This is a genomic window from Candidatus Chromulinivoraceae bacterium (assembly GCA_035478595.1).
Lineage (GTDB): Bacteria > Patescibacteriota > Saccharimonadia > Saccharimonadales > Saccharimonadaceae > CAMLKC01.
The window spans coordinates 71,242-91,547 of the sequence record DATIJL010000016.1 but is presented as its reverse complement, the minus strand read 5'-3'; the positions used below and the strand labels follow the sequence as shown (position 1 = coordinate 91,547).

Sequence of the window (20,306 nt, the reverse complement as noted above, 5' to 3'; positions counted from 1 at the left end):
AAGGAGGCTGATGAAAAAATCTTCACAACTATACCTGTTCATTATTGCGGCATGGATGGGACTAATCGTCCTAGCGCTCCAACCGCTCGCTCATGTCGTGCGCAACGCCGAAAATTATGGCGGGCTCGTCGTTACATTGGTTGCCCTTAGTACAGGATTTATCATGTACTTTTGGCTTAACGGCATAAAAGACGTCATTTACACGATGTACTTTTATGTCAAAAGGCGACGGTTTTCACTACCTCCAGAAGGTGAATGGCGTCGTCAGAATGGTTCTGTCGCTGATAAAAAAGTCGTTGCGGTATATTGCACCTATAACGATTTTAATGGCGAAAGCCTAGAGGCATGCTTAAGCCAAGATTATCCAAATGTAACCTATATAATATTGGATGATTCAACTGATCCTGTATTTAAAGAGGAGGTAGATGAGTTTGCTAGTGCGCATGATATTGAAGTTGTACGGAGAATAGATCATAGTGGTTTTAAGGCAGGCAACCTAAATAATTACTTGGAACAGGCTGACTACGACTATTTTGTAATTCTTGATAGTGACGAGATAATCCCAGACAACTTCGTGACGCGTTGTTTGGATTACTTTGCTCATTACAAGAATGCCGGGATCGTTCAGGCTAACCACGTAGCGACTCGCAATAGAAATGGGTTTATGAATCTGTTCTCGATTGGCGTTGACTCGCATTGGCCGACGTATCAAACAGTGAAACATTATCATGGGTTTCTATCATTACTTGGCCACGGCGCGATGGTGAGTCGTGCATGTTATGAAGCTGCAGGCGGCTTTCCGCACCTTGTAGCTGAGGATCTTTGCATGAGTATTGAGGCTCGCAACAAAGGCTTTTACGTCGCGTTCGCTCCCGATATTACTTGCGAGGAAGAATACCCCATAAGCTATTTAGCATTCAAAAAACGTCATTCTAAATGGACTCAAGGTAATATGGAGTTTATCAAGAGATATACGTGGCGCATCATGAAGTCAAAGATGACCTGGTTTGAAAAACTGGACATCATACTATTCACCTATAGCTTGCCGCTAACTGCATTCTTTGCACTGTACATCGTTATTAACGTTGTATTACTGCCTGTTTTAGACTACCGTGTTGTCTACCCAGTATGGTTAATCATCCCAACGATTGTCTTCTTGCTAGCGCCAATGCTTAACGATATCTTCTTCTATTCACGTAAGATTAAGATGACACGTCTAGCATGGTATCTATTCCACACGATACTTTTGTATGGATCTATGCTTTTTACGAGCCTTCGTGCCTCAATTAAGTCAACTTTTGGAAAGTCTGTCTTCTTGGTTACTCCGAAAAGTCATGACCATACCTCAAAAAGAGAAGCGATCCGTGCCAATATTGGCGAAATTGTTTTTGGGTTTAGCATGCTTGGCATCGCTTATGTTTTTAATCATACAGTGCTTTCAACCCTCATTATTGCCGTACCGGCACTACTGAGCGTCTATCTAGCTACTATGGCTAACACTCGTAAAAAGGCAAGGCAATCTAATTAGAGCTGAGTACTTGCGATGGGTCGAGCCGAGCAGCTCGATACGCCGGATACAGTCCAGCGATAACGCTAAACGCAATAGTAACTCCTATCGCCCCGGCACCAAGCCAGGGCGATATTTGTGCAATGGTCACTGACTGAAGCCCCTGAGACTCAAGCAGCGAGGAGCCATACTGTGTAATAAATCCTGCGACAGGAATGCTAACGCCTACACCAACAATGCCACCCAGCAGGCCTAGAACAGTTGCTTCCATCAAGAAAAGCCGCACAATAACGCCTCGTTTAGCACCACAGGCACGCCAAATACCAATTTCATAGCGCTGTTCAGTCACTGTCATAATCATCGTATTGACCACACCAAGAGCTGCCGCAAGCATTGCAATACACGCTACTGCACCCAAAACCAAACTAACGGTAGTGGTTAATTGATTAAGTTGTTTTGCCGTCTCCAACAGCGACGTTTGTCCATACCCAAGGTTTTTAATCGCACTTGAAACAGTCTGCACATTCGCAAGAGAATCAACTTTTACCTGAATAGTCGTATAGCCGTCCTTTGTCAGTTGATCGGTTGATTTTAATAATCCTGCTTCGTAATAATGAGCCGTCCTAATTTGATGCGCCCAACCCATTGGCACGAATGCTATATTTTGGTTGACGCCAGCTTGCGTTACACCCACTATTTTTGCCTGAATAACAGTCGAGCTTTGCGCGAACGCATCGTTTTGCGATTTTGTGCTTACTGAGGTGGGGATATTTGCATCCACTCCTCGGTAGTCCTTTTGGGTTGTAAGTGTCATTGTTTGACCGAGTAGCTTACCTGGTGTAGATGCTAAGCCGGTCGCTTTTGCATAACCGTAGCCAACAATGATCACGTTGCTTTGATCGTTTGAACTAAACGGCACGCCAGCGGCAAGTGGCAAAAATGCATCGCTCGGTAGTCCTTCAACCTGAGCAACGAATGGTTTTGAGTTTTGGGAGACCATCATGGTGTCAAACTCCCATAAATGTGCACGCGGTGTTGCAAGCTGGACATGTGGTAACGCGGCAAGTTGAGCAACCGTGTTGTCTGTAAAAATCGTATTCGTGTCACCCGCTTGTTGTACATCTCCAAAAGGACTGAGTCCCGCGCCACTCTGATTTGGAGTAACGGTAATAAGTGAAAGAGAATCGTTACTGCCAAATTGATTTAAAATAACTCTCTGTCCACCGAGGCTGATTGCCACCATGAGTGTTAAAACGCAGGTGCTGATCGTAAGCGCTGCAATCGTTAAAAGAGACCGCAATGGTTGACGTCTTACATTTTTGAAGGCAATAGTCATATAATCGCGAGGCTTCATTCCGTCACTCCCATTTGAAGAGAACCGTCTAAAATACGCAGTACTCTATCGGCCTGGGCTGCAAACGACAAATCATGCGTCACCATCACTACTGCAACACCCTTTTTATGGGCTAGATTTTTAAGTATTGTCACGATCTCCTGCGCACGCCTGCTATCCAGACTACCCGTGGGTTCATCGGCAATAATAATTAGGGGTTCATTCACAAGAGCTCGCGCTATGGCTATGCGTTGGCGTTCACCGCCTGACAGTTCGGTGGCCCTCGCGTGCTGTTTATGCCCTAGATCCACCAGTTTTATGTACTTTTTTGCTTCTTCTATGCGCCGGCGAGACGGTATCTTAGCCAAGATAAGCGGCACGCTAACATTTTCCAATACATTGTAGTAGGGGAGCAAGTTAAAGTTTTGAAATACAAAGCCAACTTTTTTATTACGATATTGCGAAAGTGTTTTATCAGAGTAGGTTGAAAAAGCAGTATTATCGACAAGCAGCTCACCACTATCAGGTTTCGTGAGTCCGCCAAGTATATGTGCTAGTGTCGTCTTACCGGAACCCGAGGGGCCTACGATCGCCACAAACTCGCCCGAGTAAAGAGACAGTGAGACATCGCTAACAGCCTCTACTCGTCCATCACCCGACTCGTACGATTTTCTAATGTTCTTTGCGACCAAAACCACCTTATCGTGCATCTTCTTAGTATAAGCGTGAAGGCGGTCACGACAAAGATAAATATTTCACATGTAGAGTTAAAATACCATTATCTAAGGTAGAATAAGAAGGTTATGATTTATTATTCTTGTATCGAATCACCTCTCGGAAAACTTACCATCAGCACTGATGGCTTAGCTATCCTTGCACTTCACATAGAAGGTGATCGCTATTTCACCTACGTACCCGAAAACTGGGTTAAGAACCAAAATGAGCCACTGCTAGAGGCGACACAAAAAGAACTTGCTGAGTATTTTGTAGGTAAACGTTCCGAGTTCTCTGTACCCGTCCAAACCACAGGAACCGACTTTCAAATGTCAGTCTGGAAGGCATTGCAAACCATTCCGGCGGGTTCAACCACGTCTTACGGCGAACTTGCAAGACAGATAGGAAAACCCAGCGCCGTGCGTGCAGTTGGTACGGCCGTAGGGCGTAATCCGGTATGCATTATGATTCCTTGTCACCGCGTTCTTACGAGCACGGGCCAGCTTGGAGGTTATGTTGCCGGTACCGATTGCAAACAAAGGCTGTTAGCTCTAGAAGATACCACATTCGTTCAATAGCATGACCCTTGTAACAGTCCTATTTTACTAGTATTATAATTACCGAGCCATTTCTGCCTTATCTCTTTTATATAGTGCTCATTCCTTATCTTTACTACCTAACTATGTATGTCAGTTCGATAAATTTGTAAAACATACTAGTAGGTATTAGATTCAGATAAGGAGTCACGCGTTGAGTATTGAACAACCCGATGAATCACATAAGAGCTTGACCTCTTTATTTTACTAACTAATTGTAGGTATCAGAGCATATGACTGAAAAAAATGAACGTTCAAATCAAAAATTAAATTGGTTACGAGCCGCTGTATTGGGTGCTAATGATGGTATCGTTTCGATCGCAGGTCTTGTTGTTGGTGTCGCTGGTGCATCAAATTCGGCCAGTTTTATATTTACCGCTGGTACAGCCGGGATTGTAGCAGGCGCTTTGTCTATGGCTGTAGGCGAATATGTTTCGGTAAGCAGCCAGAGAGACTCTGAACGTGCGCTTCTTGATCGTCAAAATCATGAGATTAATAATAGCCCAGACGAAAAAATACAAGAACTCGCCGCAATTTACGAAGCGAAGGGTCTTTCTTCGACTACAGCCGCTCAGGTTGCCTCAGAACTTAGTGCTCATGATGCTTTTAGGGCTCATGCAGATGCAAGGCTTGGCATTGACCCAGATGACCTTACAAACCCATGGCATGCTGCAGTAGCTTCTGCCGCCTCCTTTACTGTAGGCTCTATTGTGCCAATTGTTGCCATCCTCCTCCCACCAGCAACGTACCGCGTACCCGTGGCTTTTACATCCGTTATTATTGCATTGGCTATTACTGGTATGTTAAGTGCAAAAGTAGGAGGTGCAAATCCTATCCGAGCTACCCTTCGAGTTGTAGCTGGTGGCGCAATCGCTATGGCCGCTACGTATGGTGTCGGCATCTTGTTCGGCGTTTCGGGTATCTAGCCCCCTAGCAAAGAACTCGCGAAACAAAATAGAAAAGAGTACAGTAGTAACATGCTTGTTGCCCCGCATATCGCAACCGGAGTCACACTCGGTATTGTCCTAGGAGAACCGCTTCTTGTGGTGCCTGCAGCTATAGCAAGCCATTTTCTACTCGACAGCATCCCACACTGGCAGGAAACAATGGCCCCGTATCACCCTACGTGGAAAACGTATCTTCGTATTCCACTTGATATAGGGTTAGGGCTTGCCATTATATCGTTGGCGCTGTACCTGCAGCCAGAACGCGGACTCGACATTGTGTTGGGTGCTATTTTTGCCAGTGCACCTGATCTTGATGTTGTAACGATCCTGTTCCCGCGCTTGAGAACCGATCTTGTAACTAAATATTGGGACTGGCACTGCAAAATCCAGCGCGAAGTCAGCTCGCTGGCCGGTGTCGCCACTCAACTAGCTGTTCTTGCGATTTGCTTTGTTACAATCTTTGCTTCGTAGACACGGCGTTAGACGGCAAACCGTAGCAAGAACTTTTTGCGTAGGTACATAACCAGCAACAGGTATGTACCAACGAGCAAAAGTAGACAGGCAAAGTAAAACGGCGGCAGCATCTGAAACCCTAAGCTCTCCGATAATGGGGAGTAGGGCAGCAGAAGGCCCAATGCGACAACACTCAAACATGTAATGGTGAGCCACTTGCTTGGCCTACTTTTGTAAAACGGCACGCGTGACGTACGAATAATAAATACCACTAGTACTTGTGTTGCGAGTGATTCTACAAACCAGCCGGTTTGGAAAAGTTGCTGTCCTGAATGGAAAACCCAAAGCATCATGCCAAAGGTTAAAAAGTCGTAAATAGAGCTTATCGGCCCAAAAAAGAGCATGTAGTATTTGATAAACTTAATATCCCAGTGACGCGGCTTTCGAAGAGATTCGGGATCAACGTTATCAGTTGGGATGCTCACTTGTGATACATCGTACAGGGTGTTGTTCAATAAAATCTGACTTGGACTCATTGGTAAAAACGGCAAAAAGAACGAAGCACCGGCAGCCGAAAACATATTACCAAAATTGGAGCTCGTTCCCATCAAGATGTATTTGATGGTATTGCTAAAGGTGCGACGACCTTCGACAATTCCTTCTGCTATAACATCCAGCCCCTTACGCAGCAATACAATAGGTGCAGCATCCTTAGCAACGTCTACAGCTGTATTGACTGAAATACCAACATCCGCACTATGGAGCGCTGGAATATCGTTAATACCGTCTCCCATATAGCCCACTGTGTGCCCTGCAGCTCGAAGTAATTCAATAATATGCAATTTTTGACTTGGTGATACACGGGCAAAAACCGTATACTCTTGGACGATTTTTGTTTGCTCGGTGTTACTTAGTTTCATGAGATCAGCGCCAGTAATGATGCCCTTAACGGGCACCCCAACTTCCTCGCAGATATGTTTTGTGACCAAGTCGCTGTCGCCCGTTACGATTTTAAGCTCAACGCCAAGGTTCTCCATTTTATTGATGGAGGAAGCAACTGTTTTTTTAGGAACATCCAAAAATGTGATAAAGCCGTCAAACGTTGCGTGCTCCATGTCTTTCCAGTCGTAGTCTTTTTTCGCTGGAACGGTTTTAGTCGCAATAGCAACAAGACGCAGTCCATTTTCATTAAATTCTTGTACTTTTTTATGTGCCGCTTCCGTCTCTTCCTTGGAACATAGAGCTAAAATTGCGTCTGGCGAACCCTTTGCGATGAGCGTGCGTGTGCCATGCTCTTCTACTACGCAAAACATCGCGCGACGTTCGTAATCAAACGGCTCTTCGAATACTTTTTTTGATCCAGCATCTGGCTTAATGTGATCTTTGTCTGCGGCTTCCCAGAGCGCAACATCAATAGCGTTACCTACAATTTTATGGTGATGGATGGCCGTATTGCATGTAATGCCAGCAACAATAAGATCGGGATCTTCTTTGCCGTTAGAGCCCCACGTGCCTGTTACGACGATACGTCCTTCAGTTAGCGTACCGGTTTTATCTGTACAGAGGATATCCATATTGCCAAGATTTTCAATAGCGATGAGCTGCTTAGAAATCACATGTTTTTTTGCAAGCTTTCCCGCACCATGTGACAAGCTGATAGTCACAATAATCGGTAATAACTCAGGCGTTAGGCCAACTGCAATAGCAAGAGCAAACAATAGCGAGTCGATAAACGCATGGCCCAGGAAAAAATTAATGCCAAAAATAGCTACTGTTAATATTAGAATGACTTTTACGATTAGTTCGCCAAATTTGCGTAATCCCTTCTGAAATTCTGTTTCAGGCTTAATAAACGAGGCTACATGCGCTATTTTTCCGAATTCGGTCTCTTTTCCTATAGCAACAACAACACCTTTACCAAATCCGCTTGCCACGGTTGTGCTCATAAATGCGATGTTAGTATAGTCGTTGAGACCTTGTGGTTGCCCAGTAAAAGCGCGTGACATCTTGTAGACGGTTTTTGATTCTCCCGTCAATGCCGACTGGTTTAGCTCTAGGTTTTCAGCCTCGAGTAGGCGCATGTCGGCAGGTACAATAGAGCCCGGCGATAAAAACACCACGTCACCAATCGTGAGCTCGGGTACTGGAACTTCCATTTTTTTACCGTCACGACTAACAATAGCCATCAGCGCTACTTGCTTTAAGAGGTCACGAACCGTACGTTCGGCGGCAAACTCATTCCAAAATCCAAGACCAGCACTGAGTACAATCATGCCAAATATATAATATGCACTCGTGTGTTGACCTGTGGCATACGATATAGCCGTAGCAGAGGCAAGAATGATAACAAGCGGGTTGCCGCCGATCTGTCGCCATAATAACTTCCAGACATTGAACTTCTTACTTCTAATACTATTAAGTCCGTATAACTTCAAACGATCCTCGGCCTCAGCCGCACTGAGCCCGCCATCGGTCGAATTTACTGCGGCTAGGATATCCTGAGGAGCGCTTTGGTAAAGCTTTACGAGAGAGAGGTCAATCATAAGCTTCATTATAGACATCTCTGTGTCATTTACAAAGTAGTAGTAGAGTCCAAGAGGTATAATATAAGCATGTCTATTAGAAAATCTATTGACTCATTCATACGGCAATTCGAACAAGATTTTATTCCACAAAATCAAATCGAAGTTTCGCAGTCAGCTATCAGGCATAATTTATCACTTTTTTCGTCTTTGACAGATAAGCAAATCATCCCTGTATTGAAAGGGAACGCATATGGACATGGCCTGGCACTCGTTACGCAGTCGCTCAAAGATGTTAATATTCCGTACATTGCCGTCGATGGCTATTTTGAGGCTTTACGCATTCGTGAGGTAAGCAAACAGCCTGTGTTGGTTATGGGGGCGATCTCTCCGATAAACTTTGGCCGTATGAAATACGATGATTTTACGTTTGTAGTGCAGGATGTTACTACTGTCGACGCCCTAGGGGCTACCGGTAAGTCCATAAAAGTTCATCTTGAGTGTAATACTGGCATGAATCGTTACGGGGTAAGGCGTACAGAGATCAACGCACTTGTACGTCTTATCTTATCGTACCCGAACCTGCACCTAGAGGGGGTTATGAGCCATCTGGCAGATAGTGATGGTGAAGACTCTATGACGGTAGATGCGGCCGTAACCTTGTTCGATGAATGTGTAGAGACGGTACTGGATGCCGGCGGAAAGCCGACACTGTTTCACGTTGCGCAGACTGCCGGAAGTCTAAAAGTCCATTCAAAGTATGCTAACGCCATGCGGCTAGGAATAGGACTTTATGGAATTAATCCGTTTTCGGCTACAAGCCCTTTCTATAAAAATCTACACGATCTTAAACCCGTCCTGTGTTTCACGAGTACTGTTACTAAAGTCATTCTATTAGAAAAGGGTGATGGCGTGAGCTATAACTATACCTATAAAGCCCCAAAGAAGATGAAACTTGGCATTATTCCTGCCGGTTATTACGAAGGCGTGCCGCGTGCATTAAGCAATGTAGGGCTTATTAAAATCGGGCATCGCTACGCACCTATCGTGGGCAGGGTGTGTATGAACCATACAATGATCAATCTTGACGGAATACCCGCAAAAGTAGGTGATGTCGTTGAGATATTTAGTAACACTACGGGCGATAGAACCACCGTCGACTTCATTGCCCATGACCACGCACTATTTAACTATAGTCTTTTAACCGCGCTCAGCGGTGACGTGCGACGTGTACTCATTCCTTAGTATACAAAAGCAAATAGCCCCGCAACTTCACGGGACTACTGCCTACAAAGTTGCGGGGCGCATCATCACCTCTTCTTGAATGAACGAACCGCCTTGTAGATTGAGCCGGTCGTCAACGCCACCAGGACGACGAGCCCTACCCAGGCTACGTTCACGTACTGTGTGCGGTCCTCATAGGGGAGGTTGGGCGGAGGGTTGGAAGCGGCGGTCAGCGCCAGCTTCAACGCGTTGAAGCTCACCCAAGCACCTACGAGCGATAGAATAGTCCAAACAACACGCATGAGTTCTCCTAGAGAAGGGGACAGATGTTATTATTATATTACCATAAATAGTACGTTTTGTATAGTCTGTCTTGAGCTGGGATGACTAAGGACTTCGAAAGTTGACGTCTCCTTGTGCTGCCTAGTTATTACTTCTTTTTATTGATCGTAAGAATTTCTTCTAGCCTTGCCTCGTATTTTTTCAACGTATATGCTATTTGAGAGCACCTCGTGACATAGACATATTTAGGACTTCTCTACGCTATCGCAATGATTCGGCAATGGTCTTCAATTCGTTTTCAGGTGAGTCTTCTCGGCTGCCAGGACGATACAAGAATTGACGCGGCTCGTATTCCGTAATCCCGGTGTCTTGTTTACTTCGTGGAACTATATGTAAATGAAAGTGAGGGACGGATTGTCCATATTCTTTGCCTTCATTCCAAGCATAGTTAAAGCCTTCTGCGTGAAATACACTCTCAAGCTTAAGTCTGACTTTTTTAGCAAGATCAAGAATAGCAAGCTCCTCGGCGTTCGTCAGATCACTGAATTTATCAACGACTCTCTTAGGAGCTATTAACGAATGCCCAGGAGTAATTGGTTGTTTTGTTAAGAATGCGAAAGCTAAGTCATTTTCGTCGAACGTGCGATCGGCTATCTCGGGAAGTGTAGTGAAGACTGATCCAAACATGGAGCAATTATATCAAAATAGACTCCATGAACGAAGTGTATTTAAAACATAAATACTATGGCAGCCTCTCTTGGACACACATCGCAACTATTAATGTTTGCTCCGTCGGTTTTTACGTATTTTATGATTAGCTATGAAAACGTTAGCAAATAGTATACTTATCAGTAAGACAACAAATATACCGTACGTGTAATTCACACGACCCCAAGTATCTAACGCTCCTTGATATTTCATCGTACAGCTTAGATCTGCTTCCTCAACTATTCCATCTGAATGAAGAGTCGCATCTACGCATCCTGAATAACTCGAGGCTTTCGGCTTATTTGTTATGTTAGCGCCTAGCAGGAATGCATTAATACTAATTCCGATAAGCGAAATAGCCGCTACTACTATGAGAGTTCTAGGAGATAGTCTCTTGTTGAATCCTCGCATTTTCATCATAGACCTATAATAACAAAAAGCCCTTGAAATAGGACTTTCTATTGTACTTATGCTTGGCAGGGGCAGCAGGACTCGAACCTACGACACCTGGTTTTGGAGACCAGTGCTCTACCAACTGAGCTATGCCCCTTTATGTACGAAATTCATTATACCATACCGCCGCCTCAAGAGAAGAATATGTAAAATACAACGCATTCGAAATGCAGATCATTGTATGCTAATAATATGAAACTGACGATTTGTGGATCAATGCACCATATTGAAGGAATGAGAGAAGCGGAAAAAATCTTGGCCCAAGCTGGCTATGAAGTTGATATTCCAAATCCACGAGAAGGTGAGGTGGACTATCATATACTTTCGGATGCCGAGCGAGCAAGCCTTAAGAATACTCTCATAAAGGAACACTTAGACAAAATTACCGAGTCAGATGCGGTGTTTATTTACAACGAAGCAAAGAAGGGCGTTGCGGGCTATATTGGTGGCAATACTCTCATGGAGATGGCGTTTGCTTACCAGCAAAATATCGAAATATTCCTCCTTCGACCGGCGCCAGATCTCAGCTATGCCGATGAAATCCTCGGCATGCAGCCTATTGTTATTGACGGCGACGTTATCCAAATTGATCAATACTTTAAAAGCTTGCCAGCAACGTATGTGAGTAGTAAAAGCCCCATCAAACTTAGCGCAGTCAGCCGTGGCATGCGTAAGGCGGGCATTAAAACACAAGTGCTCCCACTTCCAACTGAATCAAGCGTCTCCGAGCAGCCACAAAATATCGAAGAAACATACGAAGGGGCAAACAATCGTCACGACGCATTAGAGATTGCGACAAAAGGGAAGAGTCCTAGCCCTACCTATCTTGCGACAGTTGAGAGTGGGCTATATCAAGTGCACCCCAACCACAACTCATTCAGTAGTACGGTCGTGGTATTTGAGAAGATAGGTGAGCCACGAAAAGTAGGCGTCAATGTAGAGCTTGAATATCCACGCGAAATGACCGACAAAATTCCATCTGTCTATCCAGATCTTGGTGTTCTTGTGCAGCAAGAATATGGTTCAAACCTCAAAGACCCTTTCCCATTCTTTACTGGCGGAAAAGTAAATCGTCTGCAACTTGTTGAAACAGCGATCTTTAATGTAGCAGCACAGCTAATAGGAGAAACGAAGTGAGTCGAGAAGAACTGACGAAGCTCGTGAGCACCATTACTCCGCTTGATGAGCGTGAAGGTACCGACCAGCGACAGGTTATCGGATGGCTTGCTGGCGACGAGCCTATTTACCGCATCCAAAAACCAGATGTTCCACCTATGCATCTGGTAAGTTATTTTGCCATTGTTGATCCCAAAACGAATAAAATGCTTTTACAGGATCATCTGCTTGCAAAATTATGGGTACCTGCTGGCGGACATGTTGATCCGAACGAAGATCCGGCCGAAACTGCACAACGCGAATGCGAAGAAGAGCTTGGGTTTGTGGCGCCATTTTTAGGTGGACAAGTGCCTCATTTTATCACTGTTACTACAACCAATGGCCAGGGGCAGCATACCGACGTATCACTGTGGTACTTGTTACAGGCAGATGAGAACACGCCACTTACTATTGAGGATAATAAATTTAACGAAGTCCGTTGGTGGAAAATTGATGATATTTTAGCAGGCCCATCTTCTCTATTTGATCCAGAGCTTCATAGGTTTATCACAAAAATAAAGCCACTACTTAACGCATGGGTACTGATATGACCCGAGAAGACATTGCACGTATGCGGCTTAGCGCCCAACATATCACTCAGTCGGATTTTACAACCGCAGAGGACGTAGTAAGGCATCTTCTTGCCTTACAGGCGCAAGATTATCCGGGAGCTTTGTGGTCAATCGCCCTACGATCGCAAAATCTAACTCAAAGAGATGTTGAGCAAGCAATTGCCGATCGTAAGATCATTCGTACCTGGCCAATGCGAGGAACATTGCACTTTGTTGCCGCAGAGGATGCCAGATGGATGGTAAATTTACTTGCACCGCGTGCGGTTGCCTCAGCAGCAGGTAGGCGCAAAATACTTGAAATCGACGACGATGTACTCGCTAAAAGCCAAGAAGTCATTAGTAATGCACTGGCCGGAGGGAAGAGTTTGACGCGAAACGCCCTTTGTGATGTGTTAGATCAGCACGGAATCTCGACCGCCGGACAGCGCGGCATTCATATTATTCACTACTTTGCAGAACAAACACTGTTATGTTTTGGCCCCCATGAAGACAAGCAGCCAACCTTTGTGCTAATGGACGAATGGATCGCGCCGACACCTCCGAGACAAAAAGATGAAGCACTCGCTGAGCTTGCCAAGAGGTACTTTACTAGCCATGGGCCAGCCAGTCTTAAGGATTTTGCAGGCTGGAGCTTTATGACAATGGGCAATGCTAAACTAGGGCTTGAACTTGCCAAGGTGTCACTTATAAGCGAGACAGTTGATGGTATTGAATATTGGTTTAGTTCGCAGCTTACTTCTGCCCCAATCCAAACATATCTTTTACCTGGTTTTGACGAGTTTATACTTGGCTATAAAGATAGGTCGGCTAGCCTTGCCGAGATGCACTCGCAGCACATTGTGCCCGGTAATAATGGCATGTTCCTCCCTACACTTGTTATTGACGGTCAGATTCTAGGAACGTGGAAACGCGTGACGCACGTAAATAGCCAAAGACTCACCATTCTACCGTTTGAATCCCTCACAAAGACGCAGGAAGAATCAATCGACCAAGCCATAAGAAGATATGAACGCTATGCAGGACTTACGACGGATTGGGTGATTGCAGAACGATAGATCATACGACGGCCGACAAGCCGTCTTTCTTATTGTCCTTGATTGAACTTACAACGGCAGCGGCAATAACAAGTAGACCTAGAATACCAACGTACATTTCTGGTATTTCTACGAACAAACCAATCAGAAGCGTAATAGCTAGTGCGCCGATAACGTAGTGGGCGGCATGCTCAAGGTACCGGTATGTGTTGAGGACTTTACGGTGCACGATGAAAAGCGTCAATGATCGAACCCACAATGCGCCGATGCCTAGACCGGCCGCAATCAAAAGCACATCTTTTGTAACCGCGAAAGCACCGATGACTCCGTCAAAACTAAAACTCGCATCGAGCACCTCTAGGTAAATAAACGAAGCAAGACCTGCTACAAGGCCTGACTGCATTTTTTTACCCGCATGTTTTTCTGCGCGTTCGTGCTGCAGGGTAAACAGTTCTGAAATACCATGAATTAATATATAGGTGACGATCCCAATTGCACCAGCGGTCAGCGTTTCAGACTGATGATGGTTCATCGGCAAAATTACGATAATACCTAGTGCAATGGTACTAACAAGTACGTGGATACCGCGATGACTAGCCTCTTGTAACGGTTTTTCAATGTGGTGAAGCCAACGAGTTTTACGTGTAGCATCAAAAAAGAAATGCAGCGCCAAGGTAAGTAAAAAGAGCCCGCCGAACGCTGCAATACTTGGGTGAGCATGACGTAGCGCCTCGGCATATTTATCAGGCTCCTGAAGCGCAAGGTGGATAACATCACCCCACGCTAACCCGGCCGTTGCCATCACAATGAGAATAGGGAAGACAACCCTCATCCCAAACACTGCAATAAAAATACCGACGGTCATAAACATACGCTGCCAAAGTGGGCTCATTTTGGTAAGTGTCTTGGCGTTAATAATGGCGTTATCAAAGCTGAACGTAATTTCAATAATCATAAGAGTCGCAACAATAAGTGCAGCTTGTAGGCCAAGATAGGCAAACACAAGCCCTAATATAACCACGGTAAGAATTGCTGACGTGATAAAGACTTTAGGAGAGGCGTGACGGTGAGTTACAGACATGAATATAGTATACACGAAAGACTCCTCACTAGATGTGAGGAGTCTTTCGTATTTTGCTAGGTTGTCTGTTTAGCGTCCAAGCAACTGGGCGAGGAGTCCGCGACGACTGGCTACATAGTAGCCAATCGATGCGATAAGTGAGCCTAGGCCTACAGCGCCACCGATAAAGTCGGCAGGACCAGTGTGTGGAAGTTCAGGAGGAGTAGGTGTGGTAGGCTGACATGCTATGTCACCGACGGGCTTGTACTTGCCCTGATCACTTTCATTAACCGTAATGGTTTGACCTGTTGCAGGGTTACATACTTGTACCATGTTTTCAGGAACGACAGTGATGTGCGCGACACACTTCTCAATATCACCAACAGTCTTAGTCTCACCGTTTACCATAAAGGTTACAGTCATCGTAATCGTTTTGTCACCATTAGTCGTGTAGGTGTGTGCGACATTATTTGGGTTGGCAACTGTTTGTGAGCTACCATCACCAAAGTCAAAGTTGTAACCTACGACCTGTGCTCCGCCTTCTGCAGTTGCTTTACCGGTAAAGGCATACTCTGTACGACTAATCTTATTTGGAGTTAGACTGTCACAAGTATAAACGGGTGTTGGGGGCGGAGTCTCAATCGTAAAGGTAGTCTGACAATTTGCACCCGTTATAGCCTTTGTTTGACCGTCGACGTTAATGTTTGCCGTTAGCTTAGCGGTATACGTACCTGGCTTGCTATAAGTGTGGTTAACCGTAGCTGCATTTGAAGTCTGTTTAGTACCGTCACCAAAGTCATAAGTATAGCTTGCAACTGCTGCACCGTTCTTGGCACTTGCACTGGCAGCAAACTTACGCTCTGTACGGCTGATCTTGTCCGCTGTCAAAGCATTACAGGCATATTCTGGCTTTGGCTTAGGGTGAGCATGGACTGGGTTGCCACATGAGGTCATAACCGCAGCCTTGAAATTACCGTTCTGATCAAAGAATACATACGCAACGATCGATTCAACACCCTTAGCATAGCTATATTCAGGTGAACCTTCGTAGTAGTACCTACTACCAATCTTTACTTTAGTGCGGTTTGCATAGAGCTGCTCACGGCCAATGCTCGTTGCACCAGTAGCGACAACCTCGCCATTTACCGTAACTCTTCCATCACGGTGGATTTCACCCATTTTAGCGCTAGTGCCAGCGTGAGTCATCTCGTGGTCACTAAGACCGTACGAGTGGTAAACGGTCGCTAGATCACCCGTTTTGTTTGCAGTGTAGCGTGAAGCGAGCTCACTAGGCGTAATACCACCACAAAAAATAATTGAGTTATTATCACAGTCACGTGGCAATGCCGCGTTTGACGTGCCGTTTACTACGTTTAACAGTAGAAATCCTGCGATCGCTACCGTTAGCGCCGCCAATGACGCATAAAACCTCTTCACGCTTTTAATCCTCCCTTTGGCTCTCCACAAGCCTTAGTTTGTCGCTACATTAGCATAGATTTTGTAAAATGTCAACTTTGTAGCTAGTTTTTCTAACCATAAGCGGTGCAGTGTGCAGCTTGAGTGTTATTAGATATGCATTTTTGTTATAATGACATATATGAAATCGCTGAGCCTTACTAAACCGCACATGATTATTATGGTAGGCGTCCCGGGTAGTGGTAAGTCTTTTTTTGCTGAAAAATTCGCTGACACATTCCGTGCGCCATATGTATGTCGTGAAAAAATCGCAATACATTTTCAAAAAGATACTGAGGCCGTCGACGCAATCGCATATGACCAGCTCGATGAGCTTCTAAAAACTCAGCAATCTATTATAGTAGACGGTTTTGCCGATACACGCGTGGCACGTGGTGAACTCACTCGTAGGGCAGTGGCCGCCGGCTACTGTACTCTCTTAGTGTGGGTTCAGACCGACCCCGTAACAGCCAAAAGTCGTACGTTAAAACTTAGCAAAGTTGGTTCGAGTCGGTCACTCACGCCTGCGGAGTATGATCACTTGGTACGCCGCTTCTCTGCGCCAACCGCAATAGAAAAGCCAGTTGTTCTAAGTGGCAAGCACACCTACGCAACTCAGGCTAAAGTCATATTAAAAAAGCTCACCGAGCCCCGCGCATCCATTTCCCGCCATACTGCCGCACCTGTTCGCCCCGATTCAGAGAAGCCCGGCCGACGTAGTATAACGATTCGGTAGAGGACAGCTACTTGCCTACAATTACAGATGATGAATTCGGAACGATTACACTTCGTCGGAGTGCCAAGGCCTCACACGTGCGTATTCGTATTGCACCTGACGGAAGATTGCGCGCTTCGCTACCACTCTATGCACCTATATTTTTAGTTAAGCGCCTTATCAAATCATCCAGGCCACAGCTTCGTGCCATGCTTGCTGAACAATCGAGCGATACAACCTTTGAACATGGCATGCAGATAGGTAAGAGTCATACGCTTATTGTACGACAGACGACATCTGCTAAAACCACAGTCTCTCGACACGGCCAGCAGATCATCGCCTCCGTACCGGCTGACCGGACGATTGATGACATCGAGGTGTCGCGCGCTATTCGCGATACCGTCATCGAGGCACTCCGCATCGAAGCAAAAAGCTACCTTACAAAGCGTCTCGCATATCTGGCTCAGCATGGTGGTTACGACTACGAAAAAGTTAGATTTTCACATGCTAGCGGTCGCTGGGGAAGTTGCAGCTCCAATGGCACCATAAGCCTCAACATTGCGCTCATGAAACTCCCGTTTGAGCTTATCGACTACGTGCTTATACATGAGCTAAGCCATACTGTGCACATGAATCACTCAACAGAATTCTGGAATGTGGTCGAAACAGTCGACCCTCACTACAAGGCGCATCGCCGAAGCCTCAAAAAAGAGACGCCATCTATTTAAAAACCATAAGCGTGTCTGTATAATAAAGGCAATATGCATAAAGGTGGGGCAGTTATAAATCAACGCACAGCACAAGTGATGCGATTTGCTGGTCTTGTTATGCCACTTATTCTGTTTGTTTATGGCATATTTGTTCACTATCACCTGGTAGACAGCTCACATTACGTCAATGACGTATTATTTTTCGGACTGATGATCCCTTGGGCGTTTTTAGGTTTGTTGCAATTTTTATACCCTGCAACCAGCTGGAAACTATCGGGCTTCCGTTTCGCCGTATATCACATGCTCTCAGCGATTTATATCATTTATGTCTCGGGGTTCGCCAATCCGTTTATTGCAACATGGGTACTTTTGTTTTTAGCTGCTTATGCGTATTTTGGCAAAATCGGGCTACGGCTCAGCGTGCTCTCATTCCTACTAATCGGAGAATTAGATGTTCTGGTGCATCTACATAACAATACGATCCTTCTTACTAACATTTTGACTATTTCCGCCGTATTGTTAGTTGGTCTTACAGCTGTAGCAATTGCCCGTATTCAAGAGATAGACGGTGCAGAGTTATCTCGTAGTAAGGCACTCGAGTCGCTTCAGCGTGATCGTATTCTAACTATCGTAAATAACCTAGCCGATGCAGTATTAAGCACTGACGAAGATGGTATCATTCGTGTATACAACGCCGCCTCGCTTAACCTATTGGACACTAATAATAGTCTCAATGGCCATCATATAGATGAAATCTTGAAGTTATATGAAAGCAAAGATAAGCAGGTCAGTCTATTTGAACTACTAAAAAATTCCCAAAGTGTTACCGTACGCGATGATCTTACTATGCCGCTAGAGGATGAGACCCTACGCCTTGAAGTGACGTTCTCTCCCATTAGAAGTAGCTATAGCCGCAAGAGCGGCCGACACCCCAAGGATGGTTATATCGTTATTGTTCGAGATGTCACAAAGGCTAAAAGTCTTGAAGAAGAACGTGATGAGTTTATTAGCGTTGTAAGCCACGAGCTTCGTACGCCAATCACTATTGCCGAAGGAACGATCAGTAACGTACAACTGATGATGGAACGACCAGATATCGGTGAGGTGGTATTAAAAGAAGCCATTAACACAGCACACGACCAAGTAATATATCTGTCTAAAATGGTAAATGATCTAAGTACACTATCGCGTGCAGAACGTGGTATAGCTGATACGCCAGAGGATATTGACGTGAGGGCGTTAGTTGAAGATCTTTATAACGAGTACGCACCACAAGCAAAACTCCACAAGTTACATTTTGACCTCGATCTCGACACTCACCTTGGCCACGTCACCGTTAGCCGACTTTATCTTAAAGAGCTGCTACAGAACTTTATTACAAATTCGCTTAAATACACAAAAGAGGGAAGTATAACTTTGGCTGTAAAGCGCAAAGACAATATTGTATCGTTTTCAGTACAAGATACGGGTATTGGTATCAGCAAGAGCGACCAGACAAAAATCTTTAATAAATTCTTTCGCTCAGAGGATTACCGCACTCGTGAGACAAGCGGCACTGGCCTAGGCCTTTATGTAGCAGCTAAGTTGGCACGGAAACTCAACACTAGGATTAGTTTTAAGAGTCGCCTAAACCATGGCTCTACTTTTGATATACAACTACCAGCAGCTGACGAAGTTTAGACAAGGGGTTTAACGTTCAATTTCGAGTCGTTCTGTTTGCGTAATCGGTGCAGCAATAGGACGACCCTTCCACGTAATAGAATGGCGCATATAGCCCTCTACACTCCATACAAATAGCATAAGTTCTTGTGCTATTATAATAGGCCACAATAGACCTCCAAGCCACCAGTTCTGTCGCCACACAATATGAGTGTACATACTGTAAAGTGCCATAAAAGCTATAAGGACAAGGCCGAATACATACTGCAGGCTCGTCCAACCAGTCATAAACGCACTCAATAGTACAACCGTTGGAATATTAAGAGTCAAAAGCGTCGCTAAAGCGAGTGGAGCTCTCCAACCTCGCATTGTCGGATAGAGCAGCCGGCGACTTGTTTCAAGCTGTGAGCTCCATTTCTTTTCATAACTCACGCCGAATAGGCCAGCATCAACAAGACATTGATATGTACTACTAAATAATGTCGCAAGTTTAGTTTCAGCTTGCACTTCGTGTTTGAAACGAGCAAGACCGCCAAAGCTTAAAAGCTGTTCACGGTCAGTTATCCACAAAGCGCCTGATGCTGAAGGGATTGTTTTATGAGAGAGGATCAGTTGCCAAAAGTATCGCAAAGGACTAAAGAGAACGCTCATGCGCCACACATCCTGACGAGAAGGAATGACTGATATCATATCTTTAGATGATGTTTTCATGTAGCTCATGAGCCTTGTAATAGAGTTAACCGTAATGTACGTATCAACATCCATAAATACGATGTAGTCGCCACTCGCTTCATGTGCGAGGATATCAAGTGCTCGGTTTCGTCCCAACCATTCGCCGGGTAGTTCAGTCCCTGGTACGAAACGTACGCCAACATGAGCAAACGAACGAATGAGTACCGATGTTTCATCATCCGAACTATCATCAAAAACAACAACTTCTAATTTTTCGTAATCACTCGCAAGAACTCGCTCGAGACATTGAGTCATCGCATGTTTTTCATTGCGAGCGGGAATACAAACACTGACTGTAGGGAGATCCTTCGAGGAGAGAGGCTTGGTGAGGTGAGGTCGCATAGATCCAAGTGATAATGCCAGACGAACCGCAAAAAAGGTAGCGAACATTATAATTATTCCGGCAAGGGTAAGAAAAATAGCCATTAACACAATGGATTAATAGTATCACGCTTGACGATCTAACGGTAGTCGG

The 20,306-nt window shown here is 45.1% G+C and carries 18 protein-coding genes and 1 tRNA gene; 11 read left to right on the top strand and 8 right to left on the bottom strand.

Annotation, left to right across the window (positions count from 1 at the left end):
* The first annotated feature begins 10 nt into the window (after positions 1–10).
* A complete protein-coding gene (locus tag VLG36_05225) occupies positions 11–1,528 on the top strand; it encodes a glycosyltransferase family 2 protein (protein HSW78174.1) in 1,518 nt (505 codons plus the stop codon).
* On the opposite strand, the gene VLG36_05220 is transcribed toward VLG36_05225, so the two are convergent.
* Positions 1,521–2,861, bottom strand: coding sequence for an FtsX-like permease family protein (locus VLG36_05220; GenBank protein HSW78173.1), 1,341 nt, complete (start codon positions 2,859–2,861; stop codon positions 1,521–1,523). The two genes, VLG36_05225 and VLG36_05220, sit on opposite strands and share 8 nt — an antisense overlap.
* Complete coding sequence (locus tag VLG36_05215; GenBank protein HSW78172.1) at positions 2,858–3,550, bottom strand: ABC transporter ATP-binding protein; 693 nt, start codon at positions 3,548–3,550, stop codon at positions 2,858–2,860. The genes VLG36_05220 and VLG36_05215 overlap by 4 nt, the downstream gene beginning before the upstream one ends.
* 93 nt (positions 3,551–3,643) lie before the next feature.
* Here VLG36_05215 and VLG36_05210 point away from each other — a divergent pair, with 93 nt between their 5' ends.
* From VLG36_05210 to VLG36_05200, 3 genes are all read left to right on the top strand, one after another.
* Positions 3,644–4,132, top strand: a complete 489-nt coding sequence (locus tag VLG36_05210; protein HSW78171.1) for a methylated-DNA--[protein]-cysteine S-methyltransferase — start codon at positions 3,644–3,646, stop codon at positions 4,130–4,132.
* A gap of 251 nt (positions 4,133–4,383) precedes the next feature.
* Positions 4,384–5,076 (top strand): VIT family protein, encoded by a 693-nt coding sequence (locus VLG36_05205; protein ID HSW78170.1) that lies wholly within the window; start codon positions 4,384–4,386, stop codon positions 5,074–5,076.
* Positions 5,077–5,127: 51 nt separating this feature from the next.
* A complete protein-coding gene (locus tag VLG36_05200; protein HSW78169.1) occupies positions 5,128–5,568 on the top strand; it encodes a hypothetical protein in 441 nt (146 codons plus the stop codon).
* Between the two features lie 8 nt (positions 5,569–5,576).
* On the opposite strand, the gene mgtA is transcribed toward VLG36_05200, so the two are convergent.
* Positions 5,577–8,093 carry a magnesium-translocating P-type ATPase gene (gene mgtA / locus VLG36_05195; GenBank protein HSW78168.1) on the bottom strand — a complete coding sequence of 839 codons (2,517 nt, stop codon included), beginning with the start codon at positions 8,091–8,093 and terminating at the stop codon, positions 5,577–5,579.
* Between the two features lie 69 nt (positions 8,094–8,162).
* Here mgtA and alr point away from each other — a divergent pair, with 69 nt between their 5' ends.
* The gene (gene alr / locus VLG36_05190) at positions 8,163–9,317 is read left to right on the top strand and encodes an alanine racemase (GenBank protein HSW78167.1); all 1,155 of its coding nucleotides are present in this window, start codon (positions 8,163–8,165) and stop codon (positions 9,315–9,317) included.
* A gap of 522 nt (positions 9,318–9,839) precedes the next feature.
* Here the strand turns inward: alr and VLG36_05185 are convergent.
* Positions 9,840–10,265, bottom strand: a complete 426-nt coding sequence (locus tag VLG36_05185; protein ID HSW78166.1) for an HIT domain-containing protein — start codon at positions 10,263–10,265, stop codon at positions 9,840–9,842.
* Between the two features lie 495 nt (positions 10,266–10,760).
* Positions 10,761–10,836, bottom strand: a tRNA-Trp gene (locus tag VLG36_05180).
* 95 nt (positions 10,837–10,931) lie between these two features.
* On the opposite strand from VLG36_05180, the gene VLG36_05175 reads away from it, so the two are divergent.
* From VLG36_05175 to VLG36_05165, 3 genes are read left to right on the top strand one after another with little or no spacing between them, the layout of a single operon-like run.
* Positions 10,932–11,876 carry a DUF84 family protein gene (locus VLG36_05175; GenBank protein ID HSW78165.1) on the top strand — a complete coding sequence of 315 codons (945 nt, stop codon included), beginning with the start codon at positions 10,932–10,934 and terminating at the stop codon, positions 11,874–11,876.
* Positions 11,873–12,445, top strand: coding sequence for an NUDIX domain-containing protein (locus VLG36_05170; protein HSW78164.1), 573 nt, complete (start codon positions 11,873–11,875; stop codon positions 12,443–12,445). Before VLG36_05175 ends, VLG36_05170 begins: the two co-directional genes overlap by 4 nt.
* The gene (locus VLG36_05165) at positions 12,442–13,521 is read left to right on the top strand and encodes a winged helix DNA-binding domain-containing protein (protein HSW78163.1); all 1,080 of its coding nucleotides are present in this window, start codon (positions 12,442–12,444) and stop codon (positions 13,519–13,521) included. The genes VLG36_05170 and VLG36_05165 overlap by 4 nt, the downstream gene beginning before the upstream one ends.
* Position 13,522: 1 nt before the next feature.
* Here the strand turns inward: VLG36_05165 and VLG36_05160 are convergent, their stop codons facing one another.
* Both VLG36_05160 and VLG36_05155 read right to left on the bottom strand, forming a co-directional pair.
* The gene (locus VLG36_05160; protein ID HSW78162.1) at positions 13,523–14,581 is read right to left on the bottom strand and encodes a DUF475 domain-containing protein; all 1,059 of its coding nucleotides are present in this window, start codon (positions 14,579–14,581) and stop codon (positions 13,523–13,525) included.
* Between the two features lie 69 nt (positions 14,582–14,650).
* Entirely contained in the window at positions 14,651–15,997 is a 1,347-nt protein-coding gene (locus tag VLG36_05155; GenBank protein ID HSW78161.1) for a PKD domain-containing protein, read from the bottom strand.
* A gap of 160 nt (positions 15,998–16,157) precedes the next feature.
* On the opposite strand from VLG36_05155, the gene VLG36_05150 reads away from it, so the two are divergent.
* Genes VLG36_05150 through VLG36_05140 form a run of 3 tightly spaced genes read left to right on the top strand, consistent with a single transcriptional unit; the run spans position 16,158 to position 19,120 of the window.
* Positions 16,158–16,751, top strand: a complete 594-nt coding sequence (locus VLG36_05150) for an AAA family ATPase (protein HSW78160.1) — start codon at positions 16,158–16,160, stop codon at positions 16,749–16,751.
* A gap of 11 nt (positions 16,752–16,762) precedes the next feature.
* The gene (locus VLG36_05145) at positions 16,763–17,458 is read left to right on the top strand and encodes a SprT family zinc-dependent metalloprotease (GenBank protein HSW78159.1); all 696 of its coding nucleotides are present in this window, start codon (positions 16,763–16,765) and stop codon (positions 17,456–17,458) included.
* A gap of 33 nt (positions 17,459–17,491) precedes the next feature.
* The gene (locus VLG36_05140; protein ID HSW78158.1) at positions 17,492–19,120 is read left to right on the top strand and encodes an ATP-binding protein; all 1,629 of its coding nucleotides are present in this window, start codon (positions 17,492–17,494) and stop codon (positions 19,118–19,120) included.
* Between the two features lie 9 nt (positions 19,121–19,129).
* Here VLG36_05140 and VLG36_05135 read toward each other — a convergent pair whose 3' ends face one another.
* Positions 19,130–20,257: a glycosyltransferase family 2 protein gene (locus VLG36_05135; protein ID HSW78157.1), complete on the bottom strand. Its 1,128-nt coding sequence runs from the start codon at positions 20,255–20,257 to the stop codon at positions 19,130–19,132.
* Between the last annotated feature and the right edge of the window lie 49 nt (positions 20,258–20,306).

Bases quoted from the DNA above. Each gene is read 5' to 3' on its own strand.
- VLG36_05225 (HSW78174.1), top strand. From the start codon at position 11: ATGAAAAAATCTTCACAACTATACCTGTTCATTATTGCGGCATGGATG.
- VLG36_05220 (HSW78173.1), bottom strand. From the start codon at position 2,861: ATGAAGCCTCGCGATTATATGACTATTGCCTTCAAAAATGTAAGACGT.
- VLG36_05215 (HSW78172.1), bottom strand. From the start codon at position 3,550: ATGCACGATAAGGTGGTTTTGGTCGCAAAGAACATTAGAAAATCGTAC.
- VLG36_05210 (HSW78171.1), top strand. From the start codon at position 3,644: ATGATTTATTATTCTTGTATCGAATCACCTCTCGGAAAACTTACCATC.
- VLG36_05205 (HSW78170.1), top strand. From the start codon at position 4,384: ATGACTGAAAAAAATGAACGTTCAAATCAAAAATTAAATTGGTTACGA.
- VLG36_05200 (HSW78169.1), top strand. From the start codon at position 5,128: ATGCTTGTTGCCCCGCATATCGCAACCGGAGTCACACTCGGTATTGTC.
- mgtA (HSW78168.1), bottom strand. From the start codon at position 8,093: ATGATTGACCTCTCTCTCGTAAAGCTTTACCAAAGCGCTCCTCAGGAT.
- alr (HSW78167.1), top strand. From the start codon at position 8,163: ATGTCTATTAGAAAATCTATTGACTCATTCATACGGCAATTCGAACAA.
- VLG36_05185 (HSW78166.1), bottom strand. From the start codon at position 10,265: ATGTTTGGATCAGTCTTCACTACACTTCCCGAGATAGCCGATCGCACG.
- VLG36_05175 (HSW78165.1), top strand. From the start codon at position 10,932: ATGAAACTGACGATTTGTGGATCAATGCACCATATTGAAGGAATGAGA.
- VLG36_05165 (HSW78163.1), top strand. From the start codon at position 12,442: ATGACCCGAGAAGACATTGCACGTATGCGGCTTAGCGCCCAACATATC.
- VLG36_05160 (HSW78162.1), bottom strand. From the start codon at position 14,581: ATGTCTGTAACTCACCGTCACGCCTCTCCTAAAGTCTTTATCACGTCA.
- VLG36_05150 (HSW78160.1), top strand. From the start codon at position 16,158: ATGAAATCGCTGAGCCTTACTAAACCGCACATGATTATTATGGTAGGC.
- VLG36_05140 (HSW78158.1), top strand. From the start codon at position 17,492: ATGCATAAAGGTGGGGCAGTTATAAATCAACGCACAGCACAAGTGATG.
- VLG36_05135 (HSW78157.1), bottom strand. From the start codon at position 20,257: ATGGCTATTTTTCTTACCCTTGCCGGAATAATTATAATGTTCGCTACC.